Raw genomic sequence first — 16,983 nt, forward strand, 5'->3', positions numbered from 1 at the left:
ATTACAACCCCTTAAAATACTAGTAACGCCAACAATGATGCTAATAATTGTACGGTCCAGAAAACAATGTCAACTTTCCATTCTGACCATCCCTTCATTTCAAAATGATGATGAATTGGGCTCATCAAGAAGACACGCCGCTTGGTTAATTTATAGGACGTCACCTGAATCATCACTGACAGGGTCTCAATAATATAAATCAAACCAACTAATAAAAGGGACCATGGATTATTGAGCAAGACGGAAATCACTGCCAAGACAGCGCCTAGAGCTAGTGATCCAGCATCCCCCATAAAAATTTTAGCGGGTTTGACATTAAAAGCAATAAAGCCGATTAAACCACCCACAATAGCCAAACAAGCGATTGTAATAGCGACCTGCCCTTCTCGCCAAGCCAAAACAGCAAAAGTCAGAAAACTAATAATTCCACAGCCTGAAGAAAGACCATCTAAGCCATCAGTTAGGTTAAAGGCATTTGAAAAACCAGTCATCCAAATCAAGAGAAATACCAGTAAAATCAAAGGTTGTTGCAACTCTCCTATAAAAGGTAAGGGCAAATGTACTTGCAAATCAAAAACATTGAATAAAACCAGCATCAAGGCAGATCCTAGTAGTTGCAATAAAAATTTTTGTTTAGACGATAAGCCTTCATTTTGTTGTTTAAAAATTTTCAAGAAATCATCTAAATAGCCAATCCCAGCAAAGAAAACCAAGGCTAGCATGATAACCCACAAATATGCCAAAGATTTTTGGTTAAATAACATGGTTAATAGTAAGGACAGACAGATTGCGAAGATAAAGACCACGCCCCCCATGGTTGGGGTACCAGACTTGGCTTGGTGCCAAGCGGGCCCTTCCTCTCTAGTTACCTGTCCAAATTGCTTTTGCCGCATAAAGCGAATAAAAAACGGCATAATTAGTAGTGTTAATAGTAAGGAAATAATAAAAGCTAATAACATAATTCACTCCCAAAATTAAGATTCTTGTAATTGCACTACAACTTCGTCACCAGTCTCGAGTGAACTGCCAGCAGACACACTTTGCGCCACAACTAAGCCATCACCCTCAGTGACTAAGTTAATTCCTAGCATATCAGCCAGGGATTTGGCGGTCGTTAAATCTAAACCAGTGAAATCAGGGACACTCTGTTGACCATCTGTCAATAAATAGACCGGTGCGCCCAAAGAATATTCGCTGCCAGGCTTCGGTACCTGGTCAATAATTTGATTTCCATCGCCTAAGACTTGGCCGCCAATAAAGCCTTGCTCAGACAGTAACTGTTGGGCTGAATTTTTATTTTGTCCGGTTAAATCAGGCACCTGTCCAGTTTCATAGCCAGATTGGGTTGCTAATTCGCCATAGTCTAAAGCCCGAGTCATTAACGGAATAAAAATATCCGCTAACATTGCTTGGCTACCATCTGAAGTATTTGACTGTGGCCGCTCAATAGTCAAATAGAGAATATATTGTGGGTCATCCACTGGAGCAAAACCAACCACTGAGAACAAGTAGTCAAATGAGCCTTGCATGTACTGACCGGCATCCGGATCATAAATTTCTGCAGTACCCGTTTTCACCGCAATATCGCGACCATCTATCTGATAGCCTCCAGTAGTTGAATTAGGAATTTCCATGGCTTGTGAGAGATACTCTAAGGTTTTATGCGCAGTTTCTGCAGAAATGGGCTGGCCTTTTTCTTCCGCTGCTTGGCTTACCAAATTACCTGATTCATCTTCATAACGATCAATGCTTTGTAGCGCCATCATCTTACCATCATTAGCTATGGCAGTAAATGCCTGCATCATTTGCCAAGGTGACACATAAATCCCTTGACCAAAAGAAGTTGACGCCTTCTCAAATTCGTATGAATAATTCATTGAACCAGTGACTTCGTTAGCGAAACCAGAATTGGGTTTTTGTAGGAGTCCAAATTCATACATATATTGCTCCCATTTATCATAACCAATCTTGCCCACCAATTCCACCATTAATACGTTAGAGGAATGGGCTAGTCCTTCCAGTTCAGAAATAACACCCCAACCGACTTTATTGTAATCACGAATGGTTTGATTACCAATAGAAATTGCTCCTGATTGGTAAGTAGCATTAGGATTAAAAACACCCTCTTCAATAGCGGCTGCTAGGGTTAATACTTTAATAGTTGAACCCGGTTCAAAAGCTCGCTCTACTAGAAGGTTTTGCCACATGTCATCCAAGCCTTCCTTGCTTTGAGCATTGAAGGTTGGTCGTTGACTGGCGGCAACAATTTTTCCAGTATTAGGTTCCACTAACATAGCTGTCATGGTTTCAGGTTGGTAACGGTCATAAGCATTGGTGAGTAAACTTTCCAAATACGTTTGTAAACGAGAATCTAAACTAGTATATAAGTCTTGACCGTCCACTGGTGCTTCAATGACTTGGTTGCCATCTACAGTGTAATCGTCATGGTTGGTGGTCACTGATTGTTTTCCATTTTTACCTTTGAGTGTATCATCCTTGGCTAATTCTAGACCTAATTGCCCAGCCAAACGACTTTCATCATTGTCTTGGGCATTCTTGAAACTCGCATAACCAATTAAATGAGAAGCAAAGACTCCATTGGGATAGAGCCGAGTTGGTGTTTCATTGAAGGTAATTCCTTGCAAGTTCTCAGCTTCAATTTCCTTCATTTTTGCATAAGACAAGTTTTGACCGGCAGAACCAAATTCCACTTGGCTAACGTCAGGCGTTTGTAGGATTTCTAATATTTCTTCTTTGGAAAGATTGATGTGTTGACTGAGAACTTCTGCTGTTTTTTCCTTGTCTTCAACATGGTTAGCCGGGCCATCAGGATCTGTCCATTGATCCGTTAAAACAGCTAGCAATGAATAAGAAGTAGCATCCATAGCAATAGGATTACCACCGATATCATAGATGGTTCCCCGTTTTGCTTGCAGGGTGCTACTTCTCTCATGTAAAGCTAGGGCATTTTCTCTAAGATCTTGATGGTTTACCTGTCCAAATATCATTAATTGCCCTAATCTTAAGGCAAAGACAAGAAAAACAGCCAAAAGAACCCCCAACATGAGTTTAAGAAATTGGTTACGGTTTTTTTGGCTCTTATGTTTTGTTTTCATTTATCAACGTTCCTTATCGCATCTTCATTCATTTCTAATCCGCGGTCTTTAGCAATGTCAGTTACCCGGTCATAACGAGAGAGTTCTTGAACTTCTTGACCTAAATTTCCTTTTTCTACATTGACTTGTTCAATTTCATATTCAATATCTTGCAATTGCTTAGAAGATTCTACTACTTGATTACGGGAAGTAATTAAGAAAGCAAGTGCTAGCATAAAAAAGGCAAAGGCACAAAAAATTGCAAAGGCATCTTTCCCAGTAAAAAAGGTCGTGGTTTCAACTGATTCGCCAGCTTTGGGAACAGGGTTCACTAAACTTGAATCTGATAAGTTATTATTGCGACGGCGCTCGGGATTAGGGACAGCCTTTTGAGCAGGCATTGCATAATATGCAACTTGTTTTTCTTTTTGCAAGATAAATATAGCCATGACTCTATGTCCTTTCTATTGACTGTTGTTATTACGCTCAATAATACGTAATTTGGCACTTTGAGCTCGAGGGTTAAGGGCTAATTCTTCTTCTGAGGCTTGAATTGGTTTTCTAGTAATTAACTGATAATCAGCCTGCAAATCAGCATCAGGAATCGGAAGTTTTTTGGGTAATTCTTTAGGTGTGGAAACAGCTTTAAACATTTGTTTTAAAATACGGTCCTCTAAAGATTGGAATGAGATTGCAGAAATACGTCCACCCTCATTCAAGAGTGCTAAGGCTTGGTCTAATGACTCTTCAATAGCCGTTAACTCATCATTAACTGCAATTCGAATCGCTTGGAAGACCCGTTTGGCAGGATGACCGCCCTTTCGACGTGCCGGAGCAGGAATTGCTTCTTTGATAATAGCCACCAACTCTGCAGTTCGCGTAATACGATGATCTGCCCGCCGTTTTTCAATTTTCCTAGCAATCTGTTTTGAAAATTTCTCTTCGCCATAACGGAAGAAAATACGGACTAAGTCCTCATAAGACCACTCATTGACCACAATCTCTGCAGTTAAATCTTGACTTTGATCCATCCGCATATCTAATGGCGCATCTTGGTGGTAAGAAAACCCACGACTGGTTTCGTCAACTTGAGGAGAGGAAATTCCTAAATCATAAAGAAAACCATCCACAGAATGCACATGGTGTTTGGCTAACTCTTCCTCTAAGGAGCGAAAATTGTTATGAATTAAAGTTACTCGACCTTCAACAATCTCATCAGCAAGATAAGACTCGGCATGGTTAATAGCCTTCTGATCTTGATCAAAAGCATAGAGATGACCTTCTTTGGAAAGCTGCTTAAGGATTTCCTTACTATGGCCAGCTCCACCTAGGGTACAGTCAACATAGATTCCATCTGTTTTGATATTAAGGCCATCCACTGATTCCTGTAAGAGCACAGAAATATGTTGAAATTCCTTCGTCATTCTAAGCCTCCTCTAACAATTTTCTAGAAACCAAAGTCCAACATGTCTTCGGCAATATCTTCAAAACTTGCTTCCACATTATCAGCAAATGTTTCCCATTTTTCTTGGCTCCAAATTTCGATGCGATCAGAAACGCCAACTATCTGACATGATTTTTGCAAATCAGCATAATCAACTAAGGTTTTAGGAATATTAATTCGCCCTTGCTTATCGAATTCCACTTCAGAAGCCGCTGAATAAAAGAAGCGTGTAAAAGCTCGAGCTTCCTTCTTAGCTAAGGGTAATTTTTTTAATTTTTCTTGGATAATAGTCCAATTATTCAAAGGATAGCCAAAAACACAGCCATCAAGCCCACGAGTAATCACAAAATGTTCCCCAAGATCTTCTCGTAGTTTAGCTGGAATGATGAGACGCCCTTTAGCGTCAATGTTATGTTTAAATTCACCGATTAACATAATCATCACCTGAGCTTCCTTTTACTGTCCTTAGTCTACCACATCTCCCCACTTTTCACCACAAATCCCCCTAATTTTTATAAAAAAGTCTCCAAGTCACCTAAATATCTTTTGGGGTTAATTTCTTAACAAAAATTAAAGAAAATATTGATTAATAAATCATTGATCAGTCCTATAATTGGATAATTAGAGATAAATATTGTATGCTTAATAAAATATTTACACTACTAGTAAAGGAGACTCTTTATGTCTAAGATATTCACCGAAATCACTAGTGAAGATTTCGCTCGCTATGCCCAAAACCACCCTACTAGCTTCCAACAAACAAGCGAGATGGCTGCTTTGAAAGAAGCTAATGGTCACGAGCTTTACTATCTCGGCCTAAAAAATGACCAAGAGCTCACTTTTGCCTGTTTAGTCACACGTACCAAGCTCAGAATCGGTTACAAGTTCTTATTAGAGGATTTAGTTTTAAGCAATAATACCAATGACTTTGCTATTTTTATGCCAGCTTTGATTGATTTTGTGAAGAAACACCAGGGCTTGTATTTACAAGTTTCGCCAATTTTGTTACAGACCCAACGTCTTAATGACGGGACTCTTGAGCCCTTAAATCAAAACTATATCCAGGCTATGGAAGAACTGGGTTTCAGCCACGATGAAACTGGACCTGGCCATGCTTCTACTTCTAGTCCCAACTGGATTTATATCAAAAAACTTACCGGTCTTAACCCAGAAAATGTTTCCGAAAGTTACCAAAAAGAAGGCCGTTATTCCATAAAAAAAGCAAAAAATTTCCATATTTCTCTACGTGCCCTAACTAGTGATGAGCTCGAACAGTTCAAAGCGATTACTGCTGAAACTAGCCAACGTCTTGATTTTCCAGATAAAGATTTATCTTATTACCAAGAGCTTTATCGCATTTATGGCGACGATGCCCGTTTTATCTTGGCTGAACTTGATATTCCTGCCTATCTGGATTCTCTAGCTGCTCAGGAAAGCAAACTGCAAGACCAGCTTAAAAAGATCGAAGCCAAGCTTGCTGAAAATCCTAATAGTAAGAAGAAAAATAACCAACACCGTGAAGTATCTAGTGAAATTGCGAGTTTCGTTAAACGCCAAGAAGAAGCCAAAACTTGGTTAGAGGAAGAACAAAAGGATGTCATTCCTTTGGCTTGTGGCCTATATATTTTCCATCCCAATGAAACAATCTATCTCTTCTCAGGTACTAGAGAAAAATATAAACACCTTTATACCCCTTATTTAATCCAAGACGCTATGATTAAAGAAAGCCTTCGTCGTAACATTCCTCTCTTTAATTTTTACGGCATCTCTGGAGAATTTGATGGTTCTGATGGTGTTCTACGTTTTAAAGAAGCCTTTAACGGCCAAGCGGTAGAAAAAATGGGGACCTTTACTTACATTACCGCTCCACATAAATACCGCCTCTACACAACTTTCAAAAAAATCTTAAATAGATAAAAAAACCAGCTACTAACCCCAATTTCTTGGGAGTGGTAGCTGGTTTTTCACATAATAAATGAGATTAGGATAATGACACCAGGTTAAAATCTTTATACCGTTGATATTGTGGCGAAAACGTCACAAATTGCCTTTGAGACAAAACTTTTAGATTTTGGATTTTATCAATAGTATTTAAAAAGTAAAAAGACCGTGCACACTAATACATACATGGTCTCAGAATTTATTTTTTCCTGTCTACTTGACAAGAGACAGTTTATAAAATGCCTAGCCTCTTTGCTTGGTATGAATATTTAGCGTTGTTAATAAGCAAAAAAGACATGTCCTGTGTCATTGCTTACTTCACAACTCTTAACTAATAACTACTTGAATAATCCGATAGACGACCAAAATATAATACACAACGAAGACAAAAATAAAGGCAGTATTAGATAAGTTCCGCCAAAAATGAGGCCAATCGACCTTTTCTTGTCGACGAAATCGTTTAAATAATCGTACAAAGGCATACAAGGCAATCACAAAAACCAAGGCTGGAACTAGGGAAAAATAGAAAGCATTGGTGGAAATAAAATGAAAGCAAAGCCATAAAATAGGATGGATGACATCAACTACTGCTAATTTAATATGCTTGCCATCTGTCAAATAAGGTCTACCATAACGATTAACAAGTAATATTGTTAATAAAGGCAGAATATATAAGAATATTTCACTCCAATGAAAAGGATACATGTTTAACCTCAATTCTACTGACTAGTGCCTAGCCAACATTTTAATCGTCATTGTCTTCTTGGTCTGAAAATAAGTTTTTTAGCTTAGCCATACGAGGATCAACTGATTCTTCTTGTTCTTCGCTTTCTTGAGCATAACCTTCTTCACTCAAAACTTGCCAATTCTTGCCTTCAGGATAGGCGTCCGCCTCCTTCTCAGCTTCAGTATAAACTTGCAAAGGTAAATGAGTGATCACATTATCTAGCAAGATTTGATTCAAGTCGACTGTTTCACTCGTTAAATCTAGAGGAATCACATCTTCTTCGTCTACAATATCGCTAGCACCATGTTCTGTATATAAGCGTTCCTTGATTGGAAAATTTAAGGAAACATCAACAGCCTCTAATGACCGTGTTGAAGGTAAAACGAGGTCAATAGCCACTGATAACTGTAAGAGAATCGTTCCTTCCTCATACAAAATTATCCCCTGCACTGTTAAAGGCTTCGCTTCAATGATATCCGAATGGCGGTCTTTCAATTGATCAACCAAATCAACAGTTTCATCAATCATCAATGGCTCAGCAGCCAAAACTCTTAGTTCACGTGTTGACCATTTCATTACTTGTCAGTCTCCTTTTTCTTGATTATTATCGGTTGACGTCCAATATTTTCTGAGTCTTTTGTTTGCATTATTAGTGAATAAAGGCGGTCTGCGTTCAACCACAAGGGCCACATCTTTTCACATTGTCGGTTAACCCGACTAATAAGCTGCCACTGAGAATTAGCCGTTGCCTTATTAAGAGTCTTTAGGTAGGACTGTCCTCTTGATGTCATCCCTAAAAGATTTAATGGCTGCGGACCTGCCAAATAATGGGCCATACTTGTTTTTTTTACTCCTAAAACCAGCATAAGAGCTGCTCGTTGCAAGCGACTCACAGACCAATTACGATTACGACAGCGACCAATAAAATCAGTCATATTGTCGGCTTGCTTGGCTGCGGCTAGCATCTTGTATTCAATACCTTCTTCAACCTGGTAATAGTCTGAAAGTTCACTGATTGGTGTTGTCAATAAGCGATAGCGTAAATAAGGGTATAAGGCTGTCCACCCGCCTAATACTGGCGCTTTTTCTAATTGCATCTGAAGTGCTAGAGGGAGCTTGCCTCGATATACTTCTGATTCTTCTATTAAACTCCGACGAATTTGACTCCCGCTCATAAAATTTGAGCCAAGATTAACATCAGTATCATCTTGTCGATGTTGAGCTCCTATGCGTTGGATGGGGTAATAGGCGATTTTTTGCTTAGCCAGGCTAGCTTCTCGAATATAGGCATAGGCTAGAAGGGTATTACTTTTTTGCTGGAAATCCACCTGACTAGCAGAAACTATGTCTTCCTTTACGATAGCCTGATTCAAAGCCCAGTGACGACGTTCAGCATAAGACATATTAGCAGACACTTGGTAGCTGGCCTGTAAATAACTCTCAAATTTTTTTGGATGAGCAGCCTCCCACTGGGCTAAATTAATATAATCAGTAAAGTTAGCGTCCTCTACACCAAAAATTAAAGATTGGCAATCTAAGCCAGTTAATGCACTAACCGCTCCCTTAGCAAAACCATCAGCAGCTTGTGTCGCCCACCATAATGGCAGTTCCACCACTAAATCAGCACCTTGCTTCAAAGCAGTCTCAGACCGTGCCCTTTTAGAAATAATGGCAGGCTCTCCCCGTTGGACAAAATTACCACTCATTACAGCCACAATAACGGCCTCAGGAAATTTCCGTCGTGCTTCTTCAAGTAAGTAAGCATGGCCATTGTGAAAGGGATTCCACTCACAGATAAGACCAAGGCTTTCCAAAGCAACTTACCCCTTTCTACAAGTAAAAAAGACCCGTTTACTAGTTGAAGTTACAGGCTGGTGAGTAAAATCAGCGGTAATCCCTAAAACATTAAAACCAGTTTTTTGTAAAGCTTCTTGGTAATCTGCTATAGGCCAGACATTTTGTTGGTGAATTTCTTCGTGACGTTGGTATAAGCCAGTCTCTTCCTCAACAAAAATATTTAAATTATGGTCAATAGTATTTACCCCTCGAACTTGGTCACTAGTCCAAGTAAATACCACATCATCCCACTCATAAACATATGAATAGCCAGGATAAACCTCATTAACATAATTAGGATGAATAATATCGAAAATAAAATAACCACCTGAGTTTAACTGATCATAAATATGAGAGAAAATCTGCTCTACCTGATCAGAATCAGTGATATATAGGAGACTATCACAGTACAAAGTAACCACATCTAAAGATTGACCCGCAATATCAAAAGTTTGCATATCAGCCACTGAAAAATTAATATCTGTTGCTCTAGCTTTAGCTATTTCTTTAGCTTGGGCAATCATCTCACTAGATGCATCGAGACCTTGGATTTTATAGCCATATTCTTTTGCATATATAGCTAATTTGCCATCCCCACAAGCTAAATCCACCCATTCTTTATTGAGCAAATCTTCTACTTGGTCTTGAGTAAACTGTAGCCACTGATAATAGAGACTATCATCAAACAAGCGACAATAAACTTGACTGAAACGATTATAAATAGCCATTATTTTTTAATCCACTCCTCAATATTAACTAAAGGGGCATCTACCCACATTTTTTCTAAATTATAATACTCACGTTCACTATATAGAAAGACATGGACAACCACATCATAACAGTCGATGAGAATCCAACGTGTTCCTTCTTTTCCTTCGACATTACGGATGGCAAAATCGGCCTCTTCGACACCCTCATAAATACTATCAACAATCGCTTTTACTTGGCGTTCATTGTTCCCACTCATAACCACAAAATAATCAGTCAAAGGGGTTAAGTTGTGGACATCAAGGGCTACAATATCATGGGCTAGCTTATCTTCAGCAGCAAGAACAATGGTTTTCAATAATTCGGTATTTAATCCGTCTGTCATTTAATTCTCCTTTTTTTCCATCCAGTCGTTATAAATAATAATTGTTTCAGGGTAAATTAAGTTTTCGCGTTCGATTTGTAGGGCTAAGGATGCTTTAATCTTATAATTGACGGCAGCATCCAAGTCTTTTTCAGCCAAGGCTCTTGCCTCGTCTACACCCGGAAAATCTCGGCCATCTTCAATATAATCAGCGACAAATAGAATTTTTTGGTTTAGGGTCATGTTCTGCTTGCCTATAGTATGGCCCCAAACCCCACCAAGAATATCAGGGTTGGTAATATTAAAACGATCACGTCCGATATAAGCGGCTAGCGGTCCATGCCAGATAGCTGACCCATAGTTTAACCATTCCGGGTCGAAATTATCTTTATCTTGATAAGTCAGCAAAACATCCTCAGACATTTCTTTAGCAAAATCATGCAATAGACTAGCCAACGACACTATTTCCAAATCACCATTAAAACGCTCAGCTAGTTGCAATGCTTTTTCTTCAACACGTAAAACATGCTTAAAACGTTTTTTCGAGATATTTTCTTTGAGTGCAACTAAAAAATCAGCCCGTGAACAATTCATTAAATCTTCACTATAGTCTTCAATCAAGATAAAGCCCCTTTTCATTAATATAATCTCTAACTTCTTCAGCCACCAAATAGCGAATGGATTGGCCGTGTGCACACTTCCGCCGAATAGCACTAGAAGAAATGTCGCTACCTATGATATCCACGGTAATGATAGGATAAGCTGTTTCCAAAGAATAACCTTCCCGTTTCACACCTACAAAGCTGATCAAATCTACTAAATCATTGATGCGATACCAGTTATCTAAGTCAGCCACCATATCACCACCAATGATGAAATAAAAATGTGTATTAGGATACAGGGTAGTGAGTATTTCCATAGTATCAACGGTATATGATTTGCCTTTGCGGTCTAACTCAATCGTTTCAATAGCGAAGTGATCGTTATCCCTAATGGCTAAGTCTAACATGTTTAAACGATGGTCATCAGCAAGGGTCTCCTTAGGCGTTTGATGGGGAGGTATAGCGTTTGGCATAAATAAGATACGATCTAATTGTAACTGATTATAAACTTGTTCAGCAATCAAAGTATGACCGTTGTGAACTGGATTAAAGGTGCCTCCTAAAATACCGACACGTTCTTTCTTGGTTTCCCCTAGTTTTTGACTTTGACTGACAAGCTCAGGCGCCTTCATTAATGTTTTTGTTTGACAGAAATTTCCCATTAGCCATCAATCCTTAACTTCTTGGCGAAGAGCTGATGAGATTTTTTGGTGCTTATTGTCTTTAGCGGGGCGATAAAGTGTCATCACTCGTCCAATCGTCTGGAGCAATTCCGCATTGAGTTCTTGACTCAATATTTGACCAGCACTTTTGATATCTTCATCCGAATTTTGTAAGATATTTACTTTTATGAGCTCACGCTTTTCTAATAAGTCATCGAGTTGCTTGACAAGTTCGGGGTTGAGACCGTTCTTCCCAATTTGAAAGAGTGGTTTAAGTGAATGAGCTTCTTTCTTCAGAAATTTCTTTTCCTTATTAGTTAGCATAATCTCTTCCTTTCTAAATTAATGGTGACCGTAAATAAACAGCAATACCGCGTGGTACATGAATAGCAATATCAGCGGCTTTGGGAATATTTAACCAACCTAAACCAGAAATTACTAGGTCTGTATTCTCACGAATATGAAATTCGCGACGTACCAAGGTTGGAAACTCAGCTATTGTCCCGGCTTGAGGTGGTGTTAAAAGCCCGCCTAGATGTTTATCATAAAATTCATCTGAGCCTTCAAGCTTGCGGCGATGGATATCTAAGCGTCGAGAGAAATAAGCGGTAATCCCCATTTTCTCACCCGATAAATAATCAAAGCGAGCTAAGCCCCCCATAAACAATGTCTGTTGATCATTCAACTGATAGGTTCTAGGCCGTAATTCATCTGCAGGCATCACTAATTTCAAATCATCTAAATCTAGTAACGATGTCATTTGATTGCTATGAATTATCCCTGGTGTATCAACAAGAACGCTATCATCTTCAAAAGGAATTTCAATCAAATCTAAAGTTGTCCCCGGATATTGACTGGTGGTAATCACTTGGGCATCCACACCAGTTGACTGAAGGAGCCGGTTGATTATGGTGGACTTTCCAACATTAGTCACTCCCATAATATAAACATCCTTACCATGGCGCATGCTTTCAATTTTATCTAATAATTCATCCACCGCTTTACGTTTCTTAGCTGATAGTAAGAGAATATCATCAACCTTGATTCCCAAATCCTTTAATTGACCTTGTAACCAATTCTGTAGTCGGTTAGGATTCAATGATTTAGGTAAGAGATCCAATTTATTGGCGACCAACAAGACAGGATTATCACCAGTAAAACGATTCAACCCCGATATAATTGATCCTGATACATCAAAAATATCAATCACATTGACGATTAACGCATCCTTATTCGATAAATCGTTTAGCAAGGCAAGAAATTCATCCTCACTAGTGGATACTTTTTCTAATTGGTTATAGTGACGTAATTTAAAACATCGTTGGCAATAAAGCTCACCTGTTTCGATGCCTTTATCATATGATGATTGGGGCGTATAGCCTCGTTCTCCTGCTTGTTCTGATTGTAGGCGGGCCCCACAACCAATACAATAAACTGCTTCCTCTTTAGTCAATCATTTTCCCCCATTTCAGTTCTGGATTTCCTTTTAATACCCGTTTAAAAATAGCTTGTTCAATACGGCGGTTGAATTGAGTGACCTTACCGTCCGAACTTGCTATTGGTTTCACTAGAACACTTTGTAGACCTAGACGATTAGCGGTAAATATATCAGTTAGTAACTGATCACCAACTACCACAACTTCTTCTTTAGGTAGAGCTAATTTTTTCAAAGCTTGGCGCATACCATGCCGCAACGGTTTCTTAGCCATAGCCTGATAACGAATACCATAATCAGCTGCTACCCTTTCGACTCGTTTCTTAGAGTTATTGGACACAATAACCACAGGAATTTCGGCTTGAGCCATCATCTGTAACCAATCAGCCATCTCTTCACTAGCATCTGGTTCATTCCAAGCAATTAGAGTATTATCTAAGTCGGTAATCACTCCTTTTATGTGTCGTTTCTGTAATTGTTCTGGCTTTAATTGATAGATGGATTCGACCATCCAAGTTGGTTTAAAATATTTAGTCACACAATTGAGCCCCCTAGTTTTTATCCCCTTAAGTATATCACAGCCACTTAGAAAACGGTAGGATTGGCCCTGACACATTACGCAGTGAGAATAAGATTAAATAGAAAAAAGACTGGGAATCTCATCCCAGCCTTTTTTTGTGATATATGACCATTGATCTCTTAGTCGAGTTCTGAAATGCAGCTCCTTCAACTGTGTCATAAAATCATTTGGATATTGTTTGTCTAGTCATCAGTTGGGCTCTCAAAAGCAGGACTGACGTGCGTTTCCCAAAAGGCTTTGGTAGTGTGTCGCTATCTTCAGCCTTTTGGTCCAACGCTTCCGTCCTAACGCTTTTCATCGCACCCTATCTAGTCGAGTTCTAAAAAACAGCCCCATCAGTATTTTTTGCAAATGAGTCAGTATTCTGCGAATACTTCCTATTTTTAAACAAATTCTTTGGGGCTAACCGTTTTTCATCTCATCCTTATTGTCCTAATATAGGATAGATACGATCGATACTTATCCCATCAATGTTTTCTATTTCTGCAATCAATTCCTTGCTATCTTGCCAGGTCATTGCTTGGCTGATTGCCAACACATGGTGGCGTCCAATGGGAGTTAATTGATTGAGACTAGCCCCGTATTTTTCAAACAAGGCCGTTAACTTAAACAAGCCCTTGTCTCGATCTAGCAATTTAAAATGATAGAAATTAGCAAAGATTTCTCGATCAGCGGCAGATAAGTTTAAGGGCACATGATAACGGGATAAAGCAGGGATGTGTTCTTGATGAACAAGAGCATCGACAATTTTTAGAATATCAGCTACAACCATATTTCCTGTTGGTAGCGCACCAGTGCCTGGCCCGTAAAACATCACTTCTCCACTAGCCCAGCCTCTGGTATAAATAGCATTCATTGGGCCAGTAACAGTAGCTAACTGATGATTCTTTGGCACTAGACTTGGCCCTACCTGAACAGATAAAGCGCCATCATCATCCAAAATAGCTGTTGCTAAAGGCTTAATCAGATAACCTAACGTACTAGTATTTTTAATATCTTCTGACGTCACATGATCAATACCGCGAATGGCCATTTTATCTAGAGGAATAGTCATCCCAAAGGCCAAACGACACAAGATGGCAAGCTTACGCGCAGCATCCAAGCCGTCAATATCATTAGTCGGGTCAGTTTCGGCAAAACCTTTATCTTTTGCAGCTTGCAAGGCTTCTTCAAAGGACAGGCCTTGGTCAGTCATTTCACTCAAAATATAATTACTAGTTCCGTTGATAATCCCTGACAAGGAATGAAGGCCTTCAGCACGGAAACTTGTCCGTAAACTCTCTAAAATGGGAATACCACCCGCAACGGCAGCCTCATAGTACAAGGCCAAGCCTTGGCTTTGGGCCAAGTTTGTCAACTCTTCTCCATTTTGAGCCATTAAAATTTTATTAGCAGTCACCACATGTTTGCCTGCCTTCAGCGCAGCTTCAATACAATCTTTAGCAAAGTCCACTCCACCCATGGCTTCCACAACAATCGTAATGGATTCATCTGTCAGTATGGCATCTAAAGAATCTACAAGTTCAAAGTCATGATGGGCTGTTTTGACATAGTTACCGCGATTTCTAAGCAAGGCCTTCTTTACTTGCACCTGACAAGCCATTGACGTAGCAATTTTCTCTTCTTGTTGTTTAAGCACCTGATAGGTCCCACTTGCAACTGTCCCGAAGCCTAAGAAGGCGATATAAATTGTCTCCATCACAGTCTCCTTTATTTTTGACTATTATAATGATTAATGTAGTCTTGGATAAAATCAGTGTCTGCTTGGTAGTCTTCCTTTTGTCCGTTAATTAAGAAATAGGCATCTGACCCTTTACCTGCAACTAAAACAACCACTCCTTGCTCTAATTCTTGAGCATCAGATAAGGCTTGGCTAATTGCAGCGTGACGGTCATGAATAAAATCATTAACTTCAGCATCAGGATTGACTTCATAGATGGCTTGAGCAATTTCACTAGCAATGGCTGAAGGATCTTCAAAATTATAGTCATCTGAAGTAAGGTAAGCTTTGTCAGCGGCCTGACCAATAACTTGTCCCATATCCTGACGACGACTTTGTCCTTTATCACCAGCTGAACCTGTTACCACCCAAACTAAGTGGTCTGGGAATAGAGAATGAGCAGCTTCTATCAACTGTTCCATACTAAGTTTATTGTGAGCATAGTCAACAATTGCCTTGACCTGGTTGTCCTCAGAACGATAGACTTCCATCCGCCCTTCAGCCTTGGCATCAGATAAGGCCTGGTTAATTATAGTATATGATACACCATAGGCTCGTGCCATGATTAAAGCCATCAAAGCATTGTCAATATTAAAAATACCTGGCATGCCCAAATGAATTTCTTCTACTTCATCGCCATGGTGAACCTTAAATGTTTGTCCATTATCATCAGCTCTAATTTCATCCACCCAATAATCTGCCGCTGAATCATCACGACTAAAAGTGATAATTTCTTCAATTGACGAACTTGCCTCAGCTGCTGCCAGTACTTGGTCTCGGTAATCAGTGTTCCAATTAATCACTGCTAAACGCCCATAGTCAAAGAGACGGAGCTTGCTCTGGAAATAATCCTCAAAATTAGGATGCTCACTGCTACCAATATGGTCAGTGGAAATATTGAGAAATCCCACTACATCAAAAGACATCTCATCAACACGATGGTATTTCAAGGCCTGACTAGATACTTCCATGGTGAGAAAATCAATACCTGATTGTCTGACATGATCTAACTGTTCAAATAAGGGCAGGGATTCTGGAGTCGTTAATGCTGACGGTTTACGATCAACCCCATCATAAGTCAATGTAGATGAGAAATAAGCCGTTTCTTTGCCACCAACTGACTTCTCATAACAATCTAAAATCTTTTTAAGAAAGGTTGTGGTAGTTGTTTTGCCCTTTGTTCCGGTAATTCCTGCAAGCTTGTAAGCTTGCCAAGGCTGGTCATAGAAATAATTTGCTACAATTGGCATTGCTTGGCGCACATCTTTAACAATTAAAGCAGGCAAGTCAATTCCATAATCTCTTTCACTCACATAAGCCACCGCTCCAGATACTTGAGCTGCCTTTAAATAGTCAACACGAAAATGAGCCCCTTTACAAAAGAACAAGGTTCCCGCACTGACTTCTCGAGAATCATAAGTCAAACTAGTCACAGTCGCATTGCCATTATCAGGTCCAGTTACAAGAAGGCCCCGCTTAGATAATTTATCAGCAATATCACTCAATTTAAAAGTCATTATAGTCTCCTTACACTTAGTAAAGAGGTTGAGACATCTGTCCCAACCTCTTCCAATTCATTTGGGCAAATACAAGCCTACCCGATTATCTACTCATTCTATTGAAGTAATTCAAAAATTTCCATAGCGACAACGTCAATATCATCAAATTGGAAGGTTTCCTTTACTTCATGATCGTCTAATTCAAAACTTTCATTTTCGCGATTATAGCGAACCAAACATTTCTCTACGCCTTCTTTTTCAAAGCGACGAACTTCAACAGCAGAATCATCGGCTGTCATCGCTTCTAAACGAGAAATAATGGCTTTTAACTGTGATGGTTTCATGAGTATTCTCCTTTCATAATCCTACC

The 16,983-nt window shown here is 39.4% G+C and carries 19 protein-coding genes; 1 reads left to right on the top strand and 18 read right to left on the bottom strand.

What is annotated here, in order from left to right; translation table 11 throughout:
- Positions 1–11: 11 nt before the first annotated feature.
- From mraY to mraZ, 5 genes are read right to left on the bottom strand one after another with little or no spacing between them, the layout of a single operon-like run.
- Positions 12–959: a phospho-N-acetylmuramoyl-pentapeptide-transferase gene (mraY, locus tag OW157_RS05375; protein WP_268752330.1), complete on the bottom strand. Its 948-nt coding sequence runs from the start codon at positions 957–959 to the stop codon at positions 12–14.
- A 15-nt stretch (positions 960–974) separates the two neighbouring features.
- A complete protein-coding gene (locus OW157_RS05380; protein ID WP_268752331.1) occupies positions 975–3,116 on the bottom strand; it encodes a penicillin-binding transpeptidase domain-containing protein in 2,142 nt (713 codons plus the stop codon).
- Positions 3,113–3,544 (bottom strand): cell division protein FtsL, encoded by a 432-nt coding sequence (gene ftsL / locus OW157_RS05385; protein WP_268752332.1) that lies wholly within the window; start codon positions 3,542–3,544, stop codon positions 3,113–3,115. The genes OW157_RS05380 and ftsL overlap by 4 nt, the downstream gene beginning before the upstream one ends.
- Before the next feature lie 15 nt (positions 3,545–3,559).
- Positions 3,560–4,519, bottom strand: coding sequence for a 16S rRNA (cytosine(1402)-N(4))-methyltransferase RsmH (rsmH, locus tag OW157_RS05390; RefSeq protein ID WP_268752333.1), 960 nt, complete (start codon positions 4,517–4,519; stop codon positions 3,560–3,562).
- 23 nt (positions 4,520–4,542) lie between these two features.
- Positions 4,543–4,974, bottom strand: a complete 432-nt coding sequence (mraZ, locus tag OW157_RS05395; RefSeq protein WP_268752485.1) for a division/cell wall cluster transcriptional repressor MraZ — start codon at positions 4,972–4,974, stop codon at positions 4,543–4,545.
- Positions 4,975–5,220: 246 nt separating this feature from the next.
- Here mraZ and OW157_RS05400 point away from each other — a divergent pair, with 246 nt between their 5' ends.
- Positions 5,221–6,456, top strand: a complete 1,236-nt coding sequence (locus OW157_RS05400; protein WP_268752334.1) for a peptidoglycan bridge formation glycyltransferase FemA/FemB family protein — start codon at positions 5,221–5,223, stop codon at positions 6,454–6,456.
- 351 nt (positions 6,457–6,807) lie between these two features.
- On the opposite strand, the gene OW157_RS05405 is transcribed toward OW157_RS05400, so the two are convergent.
- From OW157_RS05405 to OW157_RS05465, 13 genes are all read right to left on the bottom strand, one after another.
- Positions 6,808–7,185, bottom strand: a complete 378-nt coding sequence (locus tag OW157_RS05405; RefSeq protein ID WP_268752335.1) for a DUF3397 family protein — start codon at positions 7,183–7,185, stop codon at positions 6,808–6,810.
- A 40-nt stretch (positions 7,186–7,225) separates the two neighbouring features.
- Complete coding sequence (locus tag OW157_RS05410) at positions 7,226–7,783, bottom strand: YceD family protein (protein ID WP_268752336.1); 558 nt, start codon at positions 7,781–7,783, stop codon at positions 7,226–7,228.
- Positions 7,783–9,021, bottom strand: coding sequence for a tRNA(Met) cytidine acetate ligase (locus OW157_RS05415; RefSeq protein ID WP_268752778.1), 1,239 nt, complete (start codon positions 9,019–9,021; stop codon positions 7,783–7,785). Before OW157_RS05415 ends, OW157_RS05410 begins: the two co-directional genes overlap by 1 nt.
- Positions 9,022–9,027: 6 nt before the next feature.
- Positions 9,028–9,771 carry a class I SAM-dependent DNA methyltransferase gene (locus OW157_RS05420; protein ID WP_268752338.1) on the bottom strand — a complete coding sequence of 248 codons (744 nt, stop codon included), beginning with the start codon at positions 9,769–9,771 and terminating at the stop codon, positions 9,028–9,030.
- Positions 9,771–10,136: a ribosome silencing factor gene (rsfS, locus tag OW157_RS05425; RefSeq protein WP_268752339.1), complete on the bottom strand. Its 366-nt coding sequence runs from the start codon at positions 10,134–10,136 to the stop codon at positions 9,771–9,773. The genes OW157_RS05420 and rsfS overlap by 1 nt, the downstream gene beginning before the upstream one ends.
- Positions 10,137–10,736 carry a bis(5'-nucleosyl)-tetraphosphatase (symmetrical) YqeK gene (gene yqeK, locus OW157_RS05430; RefSeq protein ID WP_268752340.1) on the bottom strand — a complete coding sequence of 200 codons (600 nt, stop codon included), beginning with the start codon at positions 10,734–10,736 and terminating at the stop codon, positions 10,137–10,139.
- A complete protein-coding gene (locus OW157_RS05435; protein WP_268752341.1) occupies positions 10,729–11,379 on the bottom strand; it encodes a nicotinate-nucleotide adenylyltransferase in 651 nt (216 codons plus the stop codon). Before OW157_RS05435 ends, yqeK begins: the two co-directional genes overlap by 8 nt.
- A gap of 6 nt (positions 11,380–11,385) precedes the next feature.
- Complete coding sequence (gene yhbY / locus OW157_RS05440) at positions 11,386–11,703, bottom strand: ribosome assembly RNA-binding protein YhbY (RefSeq protein ID WP_268752342.1); 318 nt, start codon at positions 11,701–11,703, stop codon at positions 11,386–11,388.
- A 13-nt stretch (positions 11,704–11,716) separates the two neighbouring features.
- Positions 11,717–12,832 (bottom strand): ribosome biogenesis GTPase YqeH, encoded by a 1,116-nt coding sequence (gene yqeH / locus OW157_RS05445; protein ID WP_268752343.1) that lies wholly within the window; start codon positions 12,830–12,832, stop codon positions 11,717–11,719.
- Complete coding sequence (locus tag OW157_RS05450) at positions 12,825–13,352, bottom strand: YqeG family HAD IIIA-type phosphatase (protein WP_268752344.1); 528 nt, start codon at positions 13,350–13,352, stop codon at positions 12,825–12,827. Before OW157_RS05450 ends, yqeH begins: the two co-directional genes overlap by 8 nt.
- A 466-nt stretch (positions 13,353–13,818) precedes the next feature.
- Positions 13,819–15,093: a homoserine dehydrogenase gene (locus tag OW157_RS05455; RefSeq protein ID WP_268752345.1), complete on the bottom strand. Its 1,275-nt coding sequence runs from the start codon at positions 15,091–15,093 to the stop codon at positions 13,819–13,821.
- Between the two features lie 11 nt (positions 15,094–15,104).
- Positions 15,105–16,631: a Mur ligase family protein gene (locus OW157_RS05460; RefSeq protein WP_268752346.1), complete on the bottom strand. Its 1,527-nt coding sequence runs from the start codon at positions 16,629–16,631 to the stop codon at positions 15,105–15,107.
- A 98-nt stretch (positions 16,632–16,729) separates the two neighbouring features.
- Entirely contained in the window at positions 16,730–16,957 is a 228-nt protein-coding gene (locus OW157_RS05465; protein ID WP_268752347.1) for a YkuJ family protein, read from the bottom strand.
- Positions 16,958–16,983 lie beyond the last annotated feature (26 nt).

The sequence above is a fragment of the Aerococcus kribbianus genome (assembly GCF_026805545.1).
GTDB classification, from domain to species: domain Bacteria; phylum Bacillota; class Bacilli; order Lactobacillales; family Aerococcaceae; genus Aerococcus; species Aerococcus kribbianus.

Coding starts and splice junctions, on each gene's coding strand:
- mraY (WP_268752330.1), bottom strand. CDS start 959: ATGTTATTAGCTTTTATTATTTCCTTACTATTAACACTACTAATTATG.
- OW157_RS05380 (WP_268752331.1), bottom strand. CDS start 3,116: ATGAAAACAAAACATAAGAGCCAAAAAAACCGTAACCAATTTCTTAAA.
- ftsL (WP_268752332.1), bottom strand. CDS start 3,544: ATGGCTATATTTATCTTGCAAAAAGAAAAACAAGTTGCATATTATGCA.
- rsmH (WP_268752333.1), bottom strand. CDS start 4,519: ATGACGAAGGAATTTCAACATATTTCTGTGCTCTTACAGGAATCAGTG.
- mraZ (WP_268752485.1), bottom strand. CDS start 4,974: ATGTTAATCGGTGAATTTAAACATAACATTGACGCTAAAGGGCGTCTC.
- OW157_RS05400 (WP_268752334.1), top strand. CDS start 5,221: ATGTCTAAGATATTCACCGAAATCACTAGTGAAGATTTCGCTCGCTAT.
- OW157_RS05405 (WP_268752335.1), bottom strand. CDS start 7,185: ATGTATCCTTTTCATTGGAGTGAAATATTCTTATATATTCTGCCTTTA.
- OW157_RS05410 (WP_268752336.1), bottom strand. CDS start 7,783: ATGAAATGGTCAACACGTGAACTAAGAGTTTTGGCTGCTGAGCCATTG.
- OW157_RS05420 (WP_268752338.1), bottom strand. CDS start 9,771: ATGGCTATTTATAATCGTTTCAGTCAAGTTTATTGTCGCTTGTTTGAT.
- rsfS (WP_268752339.1), bottom strand. CDS start 10,136: ATGACAGACGGATTAAATACCGAATTATTGAAAACCATTGTTCTTGCT.
- OW157_RS05435 (WP_268752341.1), bottom strand. CDS start 11,379: ATGGGAAATTTCTGTCAAACAAAAACATTAATGAAGGCGCCTGAGCTT.
- yhbY (WP_268752342.1), bottom strand. CDS start 11,703: ATGCTAACTAATAAGGAAAAGAAATTTCTGAAGAAAGAAGCTCATTCA.
- OW157_RS05455 (WP_268752345.1), bottom strand. CDS start 15,093: ATGGAGACAATTTATATCGCCTTCTTAGGCTTCGGGACAGTTGCAAGT.
- OW157_RS05460 (WP_268752346.1), bottom strand. CDS start 16,631: ATGACTTTTAAATTGAGTGATATTGCTGATAAATTATCTAAGCGGGGC.
- OW157_RS05465 (WP_268752347.1), bottom strand. CDS start 16,957: ATGAAACCATCACAGTTAAAAGCCATTATTTCTCGTTTAGAAGCGATG.